19 protein-coding genes are annotated in these 15,786 nt (G+C 41.3%); 17 read left to right on the top strand and 2 right to left on the bottom strand.

The features are described from left to right. Window positions 1–17 precede the first annotated feature (17 nt). The 12 genes from ABS766_RS00760 to ABS766_RS00815 all read left to right on the top strand — a co-directional run bounded on the left by ABS766_RS00760 (window position 18) and on the right by ABS766_RS00815 (window position 10,141). Window positions 18–539 carry a DUF4199 domain-containing protein gene (locus ABS766_RS00760; protein ID WP_408083164.1) on the top strand — a complete coding sequence of 174 codons (522 nt, stop codon included), beginning with the start codon at window positions 18–20 and terminating at the stop codon, window positions 537–539. 2 nt (window positions 540–541) lie between these two features. Continuing rightward, on the top strand, window positions 542–895 hold the full coding sequence (locus ABS766_RS00765; protein ID WP_408083165.1) for a VOC family protein: 354 nt from the start codon (window positions 542–544) through the stop codon (window positions 893–895). A 113-nt stretch (window positions 896–1,008) separates the two neighbouring features. After that, window positions 1,009–1,605 (top strand): Crp/Fnr family transcriptional regulator, encoded by a 597-nt coding sequence (locus tag ABS766_RS00770; protein ID WP_408083166.1) that lies wholly within the window; start codon window positions 1,009–1,011, stop codon window positions 1,603–1,605. A gap of 112 nt (window positions 1,606–1,717) precedes the next feature. Beyond that, window positions 1,718–2,248 carry a YceI family protein gene (locus tag ABS766_RS00775; protein ID WP_408083167.1) on the top strand — a complete coding sequence of 177 codons (531 nt, stop codon included), beginning with the start codon at window positions 1,718–1,720 and terminating at the stop codon, window positions 2,246–2,248. A gap of 302 nt (window positions 2,249–2,550) precedes the next feature. Further along, window positions 2,551–3,951, top strand: a complete 1,401-nt coding sequence (locus ABS766_RS00780) for an anthranilate synthase component I family protein (RefSeq protein WP_408083168.1) — start codon at window positions 2,551–2,553, stop codon at window positions 3,949–3,951. A gap of 41 nt (window positions 3,952–3,992) precedes the next feature. Continuing rightward, entirely contained in the window at window positions 3,993–4,580 is a 588-nt protein-coding gene (locus ABS766_RS00785; RefSeq protein ID WP_408083169.1) for an anthranilate synthase component II, read from the top strand. Between the two features lie 60 nt (window positions 4,581–4,640). Next, on the top strand, window positions 4,641–5,624 hold the full coding sequence (gene trpD, locus ABS766_RS00790) for an anthranilate phosphoribosyltransferase (protein WP_408083170.1): 984 nt from the start codon (window positions 4,641–4,643) through the stop codon (window positions 5,622–5,624). Beyond that, window positions 5,621–6,385: an indole-3-glycerol phosphate synthase TrpC gene (locus tag ABS766_RS00795; protein ID WP_408083171.1), complete on the top strand. Its 765-nt coding sequence runs from the start codon at window positions 5,621–5,623 to the stop codon at window positions 6,383–6,385. The genes trpD and ABS766_RS00795 overlap by 4 nt, the downstream gene beginning before the upstream one ends. A 1-nt stretch (window position 6,386) precedes the next feature. Next, window positions 6,387–6,986 carry a phosphoribosylanthranilate isomerase gene (locus tag ABS766_RS00800; protein WP_408083172.1) on the top strand — a complete coding sequence of 200 codons (600 nt, stop codon included), beginning with the start codon at window positions 6,387–6,389 and terminating at the stop codon, window positions 6,984–6,986. Then, window positions 6,983–8,173 carry a tryptophan synthase subunit beta gene (gene trpB, locus ABS766_RS00805; protein WP_408083173.1) on the top strand — a complete coding sequence of 397 codons (1,191 nt, stop codon included), beginning with the start codon at window positions 6,983–6,985 and terminating at the stop codon, window positions 8,171–8,173. Before ABS766_RS00800 ends, trpB begins: the two co-directional genes overlap by 4 nt. Next, the gene (trpA, locus tag ABS766_RS00810; protein WP_408083174.1) at window positions 8,170–8,949 is read left to right on the top strand and encodes a tryptophan synthase subunit alpha; all 780 of its coding nucleotides are present in this window, start codon (window positions 8,170–8,172) and stop codon (window positions 8,947–8,949) included. Before trpB ends, trpA begins: the two co-directional genes overlap by 4 nt. Continuing rightward, complete coding sequence (locus ABS766_RS00815) at window positions 8,927–10,141, top strand: PIN-like domain-containing protein (RefSeq protein ID WP_408083175.1); 1,215 nt, start codon at window positions 8,927–8,929, stop codon at window positions 10,139–10,141. The genes trpA and ABS766_RS00815 overlap by 23 nt, the downstream gene beginning before the upstream one ends. A 67-nt stretch (window positions 10,142–10,208) precedes the next feature. Here ABS766_RS00815 and ABS766_RS00820 read toward each other — a convergent pair whose 3' ends face one another. Continuing rightward, window positions 10,209–11,255 carry an RluA family pseudouridine synthase gene (locus ABS766_RS00820; RefSeq protein ID WP_408083176.1) on the bottom strand — a complete coding sequence of 349 codons (1,047 nt, stop codon included), beginning with the start codon at window positions 11,253–11,255 and terminating at the stop codon, window positions 10,209–10,211. Further along, window positions 11,256–11,882 carry a PASTA domain-containing protein gene (locus ABS766_RS00825; protein ID WP_408083177.1) on the bottom strand — a complete coding sequence of 209 codons (627 nt, stop codon included), beginning with the start codon at window positions 11,880–11,882 and terminating at the stop codon, window positions 11,256–11,258. A gap of 100 nt (window positions 11,883–11,982) precedes the next feature. Between ABS766_RS00825 and ABS766_RS00830 the strand changes: the two genes are divergently transcribed. Genes ABS766_RS00830 through ABS766_RS00850 form a run of 5 tightly spaced genes read left to right on the top strand, consistent with a single transcriptional unit; the run spans window position 11,983 to window position 15,762 of the window. Then, window positions 11,983–12,969, top strand: coding sequence for a D-alanine--D-alanine ligase (locus tag ABS766_RS00830; RefSeq protein WP_408083178.1), 987 nt, complete (start codon window positions 11,983–11,985; stop codon window positions 12,967–12,969). 28 nt (window positions 12,970–12,997) lie between these two features. Then, window positions 12,998–13,222: a DUF433 domain-containing protein gene (locus ABS766_RS00835; protein WP_408083179.1), complete on the top strand. Its 225-nt coding sequence runs from the start codon at window positions 12,998–13,000 to the stop codon at window positions 13,220–13,222. After that, complete coding sequence (locus ABS766_RS00840; protein ID WP_408083180.1) at window positions 13,219–13,560, top strand: DUF5615 family PIN-like protein; 342 nt, start codon at window positions 13,219–13,221, stop codon at window positions 13,558–13,560. The genes ABS766_RS00835 and ABS766_RS00840 overlap by 4 nt, the downstream gene beginning before the upstream one ends. An 8-nt stretch (window positions 13,561–13,568) precedes the next feature. Further along, window positions 13,569–14,024, top strand: a complete 456-nt coding sequence (gene coaD / locus ABS766_RS00845) for a pantetheine-phosphate adenylyltransferase (RefSeq protein WP_408083181.1) — start codon at window positions 13,569–13,571, stop codon at window positions 14,022–14,024. A gap of 10 nt (window positions 14,025–14,034) precedes the next feature. Next, complete coding sequence (locus ABS766_RS00850) at window positions 14,035–15,762, top strand: M14 family metallopeptidase (protein WP_408083182.1); 1,728 nt, start codon at window positions 14,035–14,037, stop codon at window positions 15,760–15,762. The last annotated feature ends 24 nt before the right edge of the window (window positions 15,763–15,786 follow it).

Below are 15,786 nucleotides of genomic sequence, written 5' to 3' on the forward strand. Positions count from 1 at the left end.
AACATAAAATAAAAACTATGAAAAAAACAGTACTTGTTTATGGGTTACTTGCCGGTTTTATTTCTACAATAGGGTACCTTATCTCTATTTTTTATGAAGAAATAGATATGAATACGGGCATGATGATTGGTTATGCCTCTATGCTGGCCGCTTTTTCGCTCATATTTGTAGCCACAGTAAATTACCGCAAACAACATGGTGGGACAATTGGTTTTGGTAAGGCATTTCAGATAGGGCTGTATATTTCCCTTATTGCTTCTACCATATATGTTTTGATATGGCTCTACTGCCTTTATAACGTATACCCGGACTTTGCCCAACATTATGCCGAAGCCTACCTGGAAGGGCTGAAATCGTCCGGCAAAACAGCAGCAGAGATAGCAGCCGAAACCGCCAGTATGGACGAGATGGTGGCCAATTATAAAAAACTGTGGTATGTAATACCCACCACTTATGCAGAAATACTTCCTATAGGGCTCATAGCATCAGTAATAAGTGCAGCAATTTTAAAGCGTAAACCAAACATAAACCTACAATAATTATGGCAAAAGTAACAGGATTTGGCGGATTGTTTTTCCGCTCAAAAGATAATAAGGCGCTGGCACAGTGGTATGAAAAACATTTGGGCATTAACGGCATGGCATGGCAACAGGAGGCCGGGCCAACCGTGTTTGCCCCTTTTAAGCAGGACACTACTTATTTTGGCAGCCCGGGGCAGCAGTTTATGATGAACTTTAGGGTAGAAGGCCTTGAGGAACTACTGCAACAGCTTAAAGCCGCTGGCGTGCGCATAGATGAGGAGCGCATGGAAGAATCTTACGGTAAATTTGCCTGGATTTATGACCCTGACGGAAATAAGGTGGAACTTTGGGAGCCTACCCCGGAAAGGGAGTAACTGTAAACCGTATTTTATCAGCCCCCGTATTATACCTTTCCAAACAACCAAACACAGGTTAGTATGAGAATAATACGGGGTTAAACTCATATATTTGTAAGAAACTCCGCAATATGCAAAGTGCCTACAACCAAATAAACCAAAGCATTAGCCGCTATGTAGCTTTTACGGCAGAAGAATTAAAAATATTCAATTCGCTATTAGAATATAAAACGGTGCCTAAAAAAACCATTATGCTGCATGAGGGCGAAATGTGCGCCTTTGAGGCTTTTGTATTAAAAGGTTGTGTGCGTAAATATTATATAGACCCAAACGGCTTTGAGGTGATTTTGCAATTTGCCATAGAAGATGCCTGGGTGGGAGATATTTCATTCAGCGCCTTTGAGCAGAAACCCAGTAAACTTTTTATAGAAACCCTGGAAGACAGCGAATTCCTTATTTTTAACCCCGAAACAAAAGAGGAGCTGTTTGCCCGCGCACCGCGTTTTGAAAGGGCATTCCGTATATTGCTGCAACGCCACCTTTGGGTTACACAAAACCGGCTTATTAACACCATAAGCAAAACCGCCTTGGATAAATACCTTGATTTTCTTGAGCTTTACCCTACCCTGCCCCAGCGTGTGGCACAGCACTATATAGCCTCTTATCTGGGCATATCGGCTGAGTTTCTGAGTAAAACCCGCGCAAAAATTGCCAGACGCAATTCATAAAACTTTCTTAAAAATTGGTTTTTCTTGTCATAGTTCAATGCCCGGTCGGTTTTTTATCACGACATTTGTATATACAAAAGTCAAATATTTTATAACAAAAAATAATTAAACAATGGCAACAACAAAATGGGTTATAGACCCTTCACATTCAGAAATTACATTTAAAGTAAAACACATGATGTTTACCAATGTATCGGGTAAATTTGAAAAATTCAGCGCAGAGGCTACTACCGAAGGCGATGATTTTAACAATGCGTCTTTCAGCTTTACTGCCGATGCAGCATCAGTAAATACAGGCAGTGCAGACCGTGACGGCCACCTGAAAAGTGATGATTTCTTTAAAACCGGAGAGCATCCTGAAATTTCTTTTAAATCAACCGCTTTTACTAAAGAAAGCGAGAGCGATTATAAACTTACCGGAGACCTTACCGTGCGCGGCGTTACCAAACCTGTAACCCTTGATGTAGATTTTGGTGGTATTGGTAAAGACCCGTTTGGTAATGTTAAAGCAGGCTTTAGCGCCAAAGGCAAAATTAACCGTAAAGACTTCGGCCTTACCTGGAATGCTGCCCTTGAAACAGGTGGCGTACTGGTTAGTGACGAGGTAAAAATGGATATAGAAGCCCAGTTTGTAAAGCAGTAATTATATACAAGCACCCACAACATCTATATATATTCTTGAATCCCTGCCTGTTAAGGCGGGGATTTTTTTATTTAAAATCTCAACTTAAAAATAATTAACAGATTTTTCTCAATTTAAAATTTGGCAATTAAAAGCAACTTCCCTACTTTTGGTTCAATGATTTCTAAAAACAATAATACGGTAAACACTATATGGTGGTGGCACTTTCACAACACAGTGACGGTTGCCTAAACACGCATATACTTATATAACGCATCAACGGCTTGTCACATTTGGCAAGCCGTTTTTTTATGTCTTAATTTATGAAAATATATACCCGTACCTATAACTTTAATGCAGACCTCTATACCCCTGTAGGCCTGTATCTTGGCTTGCGTAACCACTACCGTAAACCCTGCCTTTTAGAGGGTAATGACTACCACTCCAGGGCAGACAGCACCTCATACATCGGGCTGAACCCATTGGTAGAAGTTACTGTAAACAAAACAGATATAACCGTTGAAAAACAAGGGGTTAAAGAAACACAACTCATCAAAAACCCGAAGAAGATAACCGGACAGATACAGGAAATTTTAGCCGGGTTTGAATTTGAAAATCCGGTGAAGCACAATAATTTCCTGAGTTATTTTAGCTTTGAATATGCGCATTTTGAAGAACCGGTTAACGATAACAGGACAGATAAAAACGAATTGCCGCTGGCGCAGTTTATATTATTTGAGTACCTCATAGTGCTCGATCATTTTCGTGATTCAGGGCAAATCATTCACAATTCGTACAAAAATGACGCATTGGGTCTGGAAGATTTTGAAGGCATGCTACGCAAGCAAAATTTTACCCGGTTGCCCTTTGAGGCCAGTAATGACGAGGAAAGCCCGGACACCGATGCCGATTTTCTGGCTTTGGTTGAAAAAGCTAAATTTCACATCTGCCGGGGGGATGTTTTCCAGCTCGTAATGTCGCGTCCGTTTTCACAGCATTTTTTTGGAGACGACTTTGAAGTCTACCGGCAATTACGAAGGCTGAACCCCTCCCCTTACCTATTCTATGCCGACATGGAAAGCTACCGCCTGATGGGTTCCAGCCCCGAAACACAGGTGAGCCTGAACAACAACCATGCCGCCATACACCCAATTGCAGGGACTGTCAAAAAAACCGGTAATACCGAAAAAGACAGACAAAATACTGAAAACCTGATACATGACGAAAAAGAAAATGCTGAGCACACCATGCTGGTAGACCTTGCCCGTAATGACCTCAGCCGATTTTGCGACAATGTGCATATAGCTTCTTATAAAGAGGTTCAGCATTTTTCTCATGTTATCCACCTGGTTAGTAAGGTAATGGGCGAAATGCAGCCCGGTAAAGATACCCTGTCATTATTTACGGGTACGTTTCCCGCAGGTACACTGTCAGGAACGCCAAAGCCCAAAGCGCTGGAACTCATCAGTAAATACGAAAGTACTCCACGCGGTTACTACGGCGGTGCCATAGGGTTTATAAGTCCGCAGGGCGAAATGAACCTGGCTATTGTTATTCGTAGCATACTTAGTAAAAACAACACCCTGCATTACCGCGCCGGAGCCGGCATTGTACTCGATTCGGTCCCCGAAAATGAGCTGCAGGAAGTTAATAACAAACTGGGAGCCGTGCGCCGCGCCATTGCTGCTTCCTCATCTGACATATCATTAAAAATGAGTCATTAATGACTTTATAACATCACAACATTCAACTTTACAACTTAAAAATGAAAATAGGTATAATAGATAATTTTGATTCTTTCGTATATAACCTGGTGCGCTATGTACGTGAAACAGATGATGTACAGGTAGTTGTGCAACGCAACAATGAGGTGGACTATGATGAGCTGGACACCTGCGATGCCCTGTTACTGTCACCCGGCCCGGGCATACCGGTCGAAGCAGGGGAACTGCTTAATGTTATCCGCCGCTATTCGGGAAAAAAGAAAATACTGGGCGTATGCCTGGGGCACCAGGCCATAGCCGAAGCGTTTGGCGGTACTTTAGAGCAATGCCCTGCCCCGGTGCACGGTAAGGCTACAGACATGCATATTATTGCAGAAGACCCTCTGTTTAAGGGGTTGCCCCAAACCATAGCGGTAGGCCGCTACCATAGCTGGAAAATTATAAAGGGAGACAGCCCTTATCTGCAGGTTACTGCCCAGACCGAAGATGGTATTGTAATGGCATTGCGGCATACCAGCCACCCTACTACAGGCGTGCAGTTTCACCCGGAATCGGTACTTACCCCCCAGGGGAGGCAGATTATAGAGAACTGGATAAGAGCCTCACCAATTTTAAATGCTGAATTTTAGATTTTGAATGTTTTACAATAAAAAGTCCTTCTCTAAATAGAAGGATTTAGGGAATAAAAAATGAAAAAAATACTCGATAAAATAATAAACCATGCCCATCTAACACGTACCGAAGCACGGCAATGCATGCTGGCTATAGGAAACGGCGAGGTTAACGATGCCCAGACGGTAGCCTTAATTACCGGCATACAAATGCGTGGGCTACAGCTTGAAGAGCTTATCGGTTTCCGTGAGGCGCTGTTAGAGCTGGCTTTGCCTATGCAGTTTGAAGTAGGCGACAGCATAGATGTATGCGGTACCGGGGGCGATGGTAAAAACACTTTTAATATCTCTACCTGCACGGCATTTATACTGGCAGCTATGGGGTATAAGGTGGTAAAGCATGGCAACTATGGCGTAAGCTCTATGTGCGGCTCAAGCAATGTATTAGAGTCGCTCGGTTATACCTTTACCAATAATAAAGATACCCTGCAAAAACAGTTAGATAGTGCCAATATCTGCTTTATGCACGCCCCACTGTTTCACCCTGCATTAAAGGCAGTGGCGCCGCTGCGTAAGGCATTGGGTATTGCTACGTTCTTCAACAGTATGGGGCCTTTGGTAAACCCGGCACACCCTACCCACCAGCTTACAGGCACATTTTCTTTAGAACTGGCGCGGCAGTACCAGCATACCCTGCGTAATGAGCGAAAAGAATTTACGGTTTTACATGGCATGGATGGTTTTGATGAACTTACCTTTATAGGGGTAACCCGCATACTGGGGCAACAGCGCGACGAACTTTTGGGTAACAGTCCAAAAAATACCGCTATATCCCTTGCAGAAATATCAGGGGGGGACTCGGTAACTAAGGCGGCGGAAATACTCACCAACCTGCTCTCCGGAAAAGGTACCCAGGCACAAAACACAGTACTGGCGGGTAATGTGGCGCTGGCATTGCAAACATTCAGTCCTGAAAAAAGTTTTGAAACGGCTTTTGCAGAAGCCCATGAGACTATATTAGGCGGCAAAGCCATAAACCATCTTAAAATGATAACGGCATGAATATTTTAAACGAAATAATTGCCAATAAGCGAGAAGAAATAGCTAAACTAAAGACCCGGAAGATTATAGAGGGATTTAGTAAAACTAAAAATTATAACAGGAAGACTATTTCTCTTAAACAATCGATACTTGACAAGGGCTTTGGTATTATCGCAGAAATAAAGCGTAAATCGCCAAGTGGGGGTAATATTAAAACCGATTTAAATGTAGAAGAACAAACTTCTTTTTACGATAAAAATGGAGCCGCAGGTATATCTATATTAACGGATGACAAATATTTCGGAGGTAATGTTATTGATATTATAGGATGCAGGAAGGCAACAACTTTACCCATACTCAGAAAGGAGTTTATTATTGATATATTACAGCTTTATGAGTCGAAAATCTATGGTGCCGATGCTGTATTATTAATTGGTGCGGTACTTCAGCCGGAAGAAGCCAACTACCTTACTAACGTAGCACGTAATTTAGGCCTTGAAGTGTTGTATGAAGTCCATACCCGTGAAGAAGTTACCTACATTCCGCCCGAAGTAGATATGGTGGCTGTAAACAACCGCGACCTTAAAGCGCAGCATACGTCACTACAGCATTCGTTTGACCTGATAAATATATTGCCTAAAGATGTCCCGCTGATTTCGGCATCGGGCATAAAGACACCCGAAGACATAGCAAAACTAAAGGCCGCCGGTTACCATGGCGCGCTGATTGGCGAAAGTATTTTACGGGAAGGGCATTTGGCTGAACTCACTAAAAACCTGTAGCATGATTGTAAAAGTATGCGGCCTTACCGATAACCAGAGCAGCACCGAAGTGGCGGCGTTGCCGGGGGTAGAGTACCTGGGGTTCATTTTTTTTGAAGGCTCTAAACGGTTTACTGAAACTACCCTGCAAACCCATAAAAAAAAGACAGGTGTATTTGTAGATGCTCCCCTGCCAATAGTTAAGGACATGATTGAAAAACACGGGCTACATGCAGTACAATTACATGGCAATGAGTCGCCCGATTATATTCAGCAATTACCAAAAGGTGTTGAAATTATAAAAGCATTTGGTATTGCCACAGAGAAAGATTTAGAAGCAACCAAGGCCTATAGCGGACTTACAGATTATTTTTTATTCGATACCAAAAGTCCGCAGCATGGCGGTACAGGTATCCCCTTTGACTGGCATGTATTACAGCATTATAAAGGCGAAACGCCTTTCCTGTTAAGCGGGGGCATAGGAATTGAATCGGTAACAGAACTGAAAAAATTCAGCCACCCGAAACTTGCAGGGTACGACCTTAATAGCCGCTTTGAAAGACAGCCTAAAACAAAAAATGCAGGGCGGGTTGCCCAATTTTTAAAAGATATGGAATTATGACAAAATCGTATTTAGATACCGATGCCTTAGGGTTTTATGGCGAATTTGGCGGGGCATACGTTCCGGAACTGCTGCGCCCTAACGTAGAAGCACTGGAAGCAGCTTTTAACAGCTATTGCTTTACAGAAGCTTTTGAAACCGAATATGCCAACCTGCTTCGGGATTTCGTGGGCCGCCCTACCCCACTGTACTATGCTGAAAGGCTGAGTAAAAAGTACAACGCACACATTTACCTTAAACGGGAAGACCTGTGCCATACGGGCGCTCATAAGGTAAACAACACTGTCGGGCAGATATTGTTAGCGAAACATATGGGCAAGACCGACATAATTGCCGAAACCGGCGCCGGGCAGCATGGTGTGGCTACAGCAACGGTATGTGCCCTTATGGGGCTCAACTGCATTGTGTATATGGGTGAAAAAGATATTGAACGGCAGGCGCCCAACGTGCAGCGCATGAAGATGCTGGGCGCTGAAGTAAGGGCGGCAACCTCGGGTAGTAAAACCCTTAAAGATGCTACTAATGAAGCCATACGCCACTGGATAAACCACCCTGATTCCTATTACCTCATTGGTAGTGTGGTAGGGCCGCACCCTTATCCTAAAATTGTAGCCTATTTCCAGTCGGTTATCTCCAAAGAAACAGAACAGCAACTTAAAGAAAAAACAGGTAAAAGTTATCCTGATAAAGTAATTGCCTGCGTAGGCGGGGGCAGTAACGCTGCCGGAGCATTTTACCAGTTTTATGATAATAAACAAGTGGAACTGGTAGCTGTTGAAGCCGCAGGGTTTGGGGTAAATTCAGGCAAATCTGCCGCCACAAGTATTTTAGGCACACCGGGCGTATTGCACGGCAGCCTGACGCTGCTAATGCAGGACGAAGACGGCCAGGTAACCGAACCACACTCTATTTCGGCAGGGCTGGATTATCCCGGTATCGGGCCACTGCATGCGCATACTATTGCCACAGGGCGGGTTAAAGCTATTGCCATAACTGATGAAGAAGCCCTGGAAGCCGCATTAGAACTCAGTAAAACAGAAGGTATTATCCCTGCGCTGGAGAGTGCGCACGCGCTTTCGGCATTGGATAAAATGACATTAAAACCTGATGATGTGATTGTGGTAAACCTTAGCGGGCGCGGCGATAAAGACATGAATACCTACATGCAGAAATTTCAGAACTTATGACAAATCCGTTTAAAAAAGATAAAAAGCAGGTCAGTATTTTTGTAACCGCAGGCTATCCGCAGTTAAACAGCCTTAAACCACAGCTATTGCAGTTGCAGGAGCTTGGTGTGGACTTTGCCGAGGTAGGTATACCCTTTAGCGACCCCATGGCCGATGGCCCCGTAATACAGGAAACCTCAGCTATTGCATTACAAAACGGCATGAAGCTGGAACTGCTGCTACAACAATTAGAAGAAATGCAGGAGGAGATTACTATTCCACTGGTACTCATGGGCTACCTCAACCCTGTATTACAGTTTGGACTTGAAAAGTTTTTACAGCGATGCCAAAAGTTAGGTATAGCCTCGCTCATATTACCCGACCTGTCTTTAGAACTTTACGAAACGAAATACAAACCCTTGTTTGAAAAATACAGCGTGCCGGTAACATTTCTCATTACGCCACTTACGCCCAATGAGCGGGTACAGCGCATAGCGCAGGCCTGCCAAAATAGCTTTGTGTACCTGGTGGGGCAAAACAGTATTACAGGGCAGGGCTTCCGGATAAATGAAGAACTCACTACCCGCTACACCGAACTAAAAAACCTCTGTGGCAACACACCCCTGTTTATAGGCTTTGGCATAGACAGCCGCAAAAAGAAAGAACAGGCATTTGCCAGTGTAGATGGTGTTATAATAGGCACCGCTTATTTAAAAGCTGTGAAAACTGATAATGAATTATTATTTTTACTGGAATTATTGAAATCAAATGGACATGTACAGACTAGATTCAGATAAGGAGTTAAAAATGTGGCATGAAGCCATATTTGTTTTCGATTCCTCCGCTCTATTAGGTTTTTATTATTTACCTTTTAAAGAGAGAGTTAAGATTTATGATTTATTCTCAAAAAATTTAAAAAATAGAATTTGGATACCTCACCACGTGCTTTATGAATATGAAAAAAATCGTGAAGAAGTTATATTAAAACCTATATCTGAAAAATATAATCCTCTTAAAAAAAATATATTCACAAAGATTAAAGAATCAGTTGATAATATCATAAATAGAATTGAGGAATTGGATAACACAACAAAAAGATATGATAAACATCCACATTTAAACCCAGAATCAATACAAGATTTCAAATTAACTACTCAACATTTTAAAGATTCTTTTATAAATTTTGAAAACAAGGTTTCCCAAGAAATTAACTTAATAGAAGAAGAAATTACTTCTCTAAAAGATAATGATGATTTAAAAGCAATAATTGAAAACTCATTTTTTATAGGTAGAGAATATAGCTTCGATGAAATTATGGAAATTACTAAAGAGGGAAAACACAGATATGAATTTAGTATTCCCCCTGGTTACGAAGATGCTAAAACAAAAAAAGGGACACAAGTATTTGGAGATTTAATAATTTGGAAGCAAATATTAGAAATTGCTAAAACTAAAAATAAACCAATTATCTTTATCTGTAATGACATAAAAGAAGATTGGTGTAAAATTGAAAAAAATAATTTCCAAAAAAAAATTAAAAACCCTAGAGAAGAGCTAATTAAAGAAATTTATGATTATGCTAATATTGATTTTTGGATATATGATCAACCCGAATTTCTTTATAAATCTAATACTTTTTTTAGAACAAAAATTGAAGATAAGAATATAGAAAATTTATCAAAAGCTGTTTTGGAAGAAGAAGTATTAATTATTAAATGTTCAAATTGTGGAAAATCCAATTACTTTGATCAGAGCATATTTAATTTTGACGAATTTGAATGTGTAAGCACTTTACAAAAAGGTATTGAATTAGTGAATGAATATCATTTATATGAATATGAAGAATGTTATAATTGTAATAATGAGTTTACAATAGTTTTCAAAATTTGGGAATACCCTACCGGTATCCAAGAACATGAAGAAATTGATGTTAAGAAAGGAGTCTTAATTAAGAGTATTGACTTTACAACTGATTTGATTGGTGAGTAATGCTATTAAAAATCTAATCATTAATCAGGCATAAATTGCTTCGTCGTACCTCCCCGCAATGACTAGATTATTCCTCTTCCTCTGCGGTATGTGATTTTGAATAGGTACGCCATTTTTCAATACATTCTACCATATCGGCAGGAAGGTCGCTGTCAAAACGCATAAACTCTTTTGTAGTGGGGTGCTCAAAACCTAATGTTTTGGCATGCAGTGCCTGTCGGGGCAGTATTTTAAAGCAGTTATCTATAAACTGTTTATATTTAGTAAACGTGGTTCCTTTTAGTATAATATCGCCACCATAACGGGCATCATTAAAAAGGGTATGCCCAATATATTTCATGTGTACACGTATCTGGTGCGTACGCCCGGTTTCCAGCCTGCAGCTTACCAGTGTAACATAGCCAAAACGCTCTAAAACTTTATAGTGGGTAACCGCGTGCTTGCCCTGCTCCCCATCAGGATAAACCGACATCTGCATACGGTCTTTAGGGTGACGGTCTATATTGCCTTCAATGGTACCCTCATCTTCCTTAACGTTACCCCAAACCAACGCAATATACTCACGCTCGCTGGTTTTATCGGCAAACTGTTTGGTAAGGTACGTCATGGCCTGCTCGGTCTTGGCAATAACCAGTAACCCCGATGTATCTTTATCTATACGGTGCACAAGCCCCGGGCGCTCACTGCTGTTCATGGGCAGGTTATCAAAATGGTATGCCAGCGCATTTACCAACGTACCACTATAATTGCCGTGACCGGGATGCACCACCATGCCGGGCTCTTTATTTACAACCAAAAGCTGGTCGTCCTCATAAACTATATTCAGGGGAATATTCTCGGGTTCCAGCAGGTATTCATATGGCGGATGCTCTAACAACACACGCACCACATCGTTACTTTTCACCTTATGGTTGCTCTTTACCGGAACATCATTCACATAAATATTACCGGCTTCGGCAGCTTTCTGTATTTTGTTTCGGGTGGCATTTTCCACCAGGTTCATCAAAAACTTATCTACCCGCAGGGGTTGTTGGCCTTTACCTGCTTCAAAGCGGTAGTGCTCATACAATTCATCATCTTCCGGCTCCTGCGCTACTATAGGTTTTGTTGTCATTTACTCCGTATCTCCTTCCTTGTCACTATTTTCATCTATACCGGTGGCAGGGTCTGTTTCAGTGTCCTCACTGTACCCAGTTTTACCATCACCCAAAACCAGGTCAATTTTACTGGCTTTGCTCACTTTATCGCCCGGCCTCAGGGTCCTGCCTTTATATTTCATTTCCAGCACTACATCTTTGGCAAGATAAGGCTCATAAGTAATTTCACCTTCTTCCAGTCCTCGGCTTTTAAGCATCAGTATGGCCTGCCTGTGTGTTTTTTGCATTAAATCGGGCACCGGTATGCTGGCATACTTTCCGGCATTTACTTTAAGGTAAATTTTCCGTCCTTCTTTTACCCCAACCGACGGAAACGGATCCTGTTCGGTTACCGTATAAGGGGCAAAATCAGCATTAAAATCAACAGTATCTATAACTTCATAATCAAGGTCAAGCCCTTCAAGTGTCTCCGCTGCCTTTTCAACGGTCATTTTACTAAGGTTGGGCACTATAATTTCTTCACCATGGTTGGTAGTAAACGCCATCCACCTCAGTGTGATAAAAATCACTACTATTACAATACCCAGCGCTATAGCTATCTGGATAAGAAATACCCTACTCTTTAAAAAATCCTTTAGGCTCATATAAATACGTTTCCGCAAATATATAAATACTAAACTTTATAAGTTTGTACAAATAATGATATTTTTGCCAAGGCTTTTGCCCTAAGTAATAAGCAACCGGATGAATATAGGAGTAGTTGTAGGCGGATATAGCGATGAGTCCGTCATTTCCATACGTAGCGGCCAGTTAATACTCAAAAACCTGGATCCCGATAAATATACCGTTTATGAAGTACGTATTTTGCCCGAAGGCTGGTATGTACTTGCTAACGATAGTAAGTATGATATAGATAAATCTGATTTCAGTTTTGTAAAAGATGATAAAAAGATACAATTCGATATAGCCATAAACACCATACACGGCACCCCCGGAGAAGATGGCCACCTACAGGCCTACTGGGAGCTCATAGGCCTTAACTATACAGGTTGTGGCTTTTACCAGAGTGCGCTTACTTTTAACAAGCGCGATACGCTGAGTGTACTCAATAAATTTGACATACCCAAGGCAAAATCCATATACCTTTCTAAAGGTGATGCTATTACAGCTACCGAAGTAATTGCCACACTTGGCCTGCCTTTTATGGTAAAACCCAACCAAAGCGGCAGCAGCCTGGGTATTAGCAAGGTAAACAATCCCGAAGAGTTTGATGCAGCACTACAAAAAGCCTTTAAAGAAGACAGCGATGTGCTTATTGAGGCATACATTAAAGGAGTTGAAGTATCGGTTGGGGTATTGAATTTTAAAGGTGAAACTACCGTTTTGGGCATTACCGAAATTATATCGCACAACGATTTTTTTGATTACGAAGCTAAATATGAGGGTAAGAGCGATGAAATTACCCCTGCCCGTATAGACAAAACTACCGAAGACCGCGTTAGGCAAACCGCCATTAAAGCTTATGAAGCCCTGGGCATGAGCGGTTTTACCCGTAGTGAATTTATCATTATGGAGGGCGTACCGTATTTTATAGAAATGAATACCAACCCCGGACTTTCGCCACAAAGTATTTTTCCGCAGCAGGCACAGCATGCGGGTATACCGTTTGCCGAATTGCTGGAAAGCGAAATACAACTGGCACAGAAAAGAAAGGTGTTATGGAAGAAGTAGTTAGAAAAATATATCATATATTTGAATTATGATCGATTATAAAAAATATCTATCTATAAATGCAAATGTGCGCTTTGGGAAGCCGGTTGTAAACGGTACACGAATTTCTGTGTATGATGTTTTAAGCTGGTTTGCAAACGGTATGTCTATTAGCGATATTTTAAACGATTTCCCAGAACTGACTGAAGAACAAGTCAAAGCCTGCCTTTCCTATGCAGCAGATAAAGAACACAAAACCAGTATTGCTTCGTGAGGTTATTGCTCGACCAGAATATTTCTTTCAGACTTATTGCTAAAATAAGTCATATCATTCCGGAAACAACACAAGTAAGGGAGTTAGGTATTGAAAATGATACTGACATTGACATCTGGTATTTTGCAAAACAAAACAATTATACAATAGTTACATTTGACGCAGACTTTTTTGATATAAGCAATTTAAAAGGAAATCCTCCAAAAATAATATGGATACGCAGTGGCAATACAACTACACCTGGTTTGGCTCAACTTTTAATTTCAAAAGCTTCTGTTATTGAAAGTTTTTTACATGATAATTCACAAAAAGACATTGCCTGTCTTGAAATAAACTAACTTTAGTTATGAAAATAGCACTTTTCCCAGGATCGTTTGATCCTATTACGCTAGGCCATTATGATATTATAAAACGCGGGGTTCACCTGTTTGATAAAATAATTATTGCCATTGGGGTTAATTCCGAAAAAAAATATATGTTTTCGCTGGAAGAACGCAAACGTTTTATAGAAGAAGCCTTTGCCAATGAGCCAAAGGTTGAAGTTACCACGTATGAAGGCCTTACTATAGACTTCTGTAAAAAGGTGGGGGCTAAATTTATATTGCGCGGGCTGCGCAACCCGGCCGACTTTGAATTTGAAAAGGCCATTGCCCACACCAACCGCCAGCTTTCTAAAATTGAAACTGTATTTTTATTAACAGCCGCAAAAACATCGTTCATCAGCTCAAGCATTGTGCGCGATGTATTGCGTAATGGCGGCGATTATACCATTTTAGTACCCGATTCGGTACGCGTTAAGTAATTGTATTTGCATGAGGAAATTTTTACTGTTGCTATTACTGCCGGTATTGCTGCACGGCCAGAAAAAACTATTATATAAAACCCCTTTTGAAAAAGGTAACGGCAACCAGGCCGCTACTTATAGTGAGACCATAACGTTTTGTCAGAAACTTGATAAAGATTTTGAAACGGTACAGCTAAAACAAATGGGGCAAACGGATAGTGGCGAACCGTTACATATTATAATATATAACCCCGAAAAAGAATTTGATTTTTCAAAGCTACGCCAAAGTAAAAGCATATTGCTTATTAATAACGGCATACACCCCGGCGAACCCGATGGCATAGATGCCTCTATGATGTTGTTTCGCGATTTAGCAACCGGAAAAATAACCCCGCCTAAAAATACGGTTATTGTAGCCATACCGGTATATAACATTGGTGGCGCGCTAAACCGCAACAGCCACAGCCGCGCCAACCAGAACGGGCCGGAAAGTTATGGTTTCAGGGGCAATGCCCGTAATTATGACCTTAACCGTGATTTTGTAAAGTGCGACACCAAAAATGCCCGCAGCTTTACTGAGATTTTTCATACTATTAAACCCGATATTTTTATAGATAACCATGTAAGCAATGGTGCCGATTATCAGTACACATTTACTTATGTGGCTACACAACATCAAAAACTGGGGGGCAGCCTAGGCAATTACTATAAAAATGAAATGCAGCCTGCAATTTTAGCCATCATGAAGGCAAAAGGCATTGATGCCACGCCTTATGTTAACATCCATGACGAAAAACCGGATAACGGATTTACACAGTTTATGGACTATCCCCGCTTCTCTACCGGATATGCCTCAATGTTTGATGTACCGGGAACCATGCCCGAAACCCACATGCTGAAACCCTATGCCGACAGGGTAGCCGTAACTTATACCTATATGGCAGAAACCATAGCCTATATGGATGCACACAGCACAACAATTAAAAACATACGGGCCGCAAACAGGGATGCCTTTGTACCGGGGAATGAATATACCCTGCAATGGAAAACAGATTCGGCACGGGTTACACTCCTGCCCTTTAAAGGCTATGAAGCAGGCTACAAAAAAAGTGGAGTATCCGCAGCGCCACGGTTATATTATGACCGCGCCAGGCCATTTGAAAAAATAATTAAATACTACCAGGAATACCAGCCTACCGTACAGGTAAAAATACCGGAGGCCTATATTGTGCCCAAAGCCTGGTGGAATATTGCCGAACTGTTAAAGCTAAACAATATTGAAATGTATGAGCTTAAAAAAGATACGGTGATAGAAGTGCAAAGCTACCATATAGAAAATTTTGAAACGGTAGATTATCCTTATGAAGGTCATTACATGCATTACAACACACAGGTTGTTGCCGCTACCCAAAAAATAACGTTTCACAAAGGCGATTATATTGTAAGCACCCGCCAACCCGGTGTAAAATATCTCATGGAAACGCTGGAACCACAGGGGTCTGACTCTTTTTTTAACTGGAACTTTTTTGACAGCATATTACAGCAAAAAGAATATTTTTCAGCCTATGTTTTTGAAGATACGGCAGTACAACTGCTCAGAGACAACCCGGAGCTTAAAAAACAGTTTGAAATAGAAAAACAACAAAACAAAACATTAGCCACTAATCCCGATGCCCAGCTTGACTGGATATATACCCACTCTGACTATTACGAAAAAGCACACAGGCAATACCCGGTATACCGAAAAATAAAATAAATTTGGTTTGAACCAACACCCGGT

The sequence above is a fragment of the Flavobacterium rhizosphaerae genome (assembly GCF_046000445.1).
In the GTDB taxonomy this organism is placed as follows: domain Bacteria; phylum Bacteroidota; class Bacteroidia; order Flavobacteriales; family Flavobacteriaceae; genus Flavobacterium; species Flavobacterium rhizosphaerae.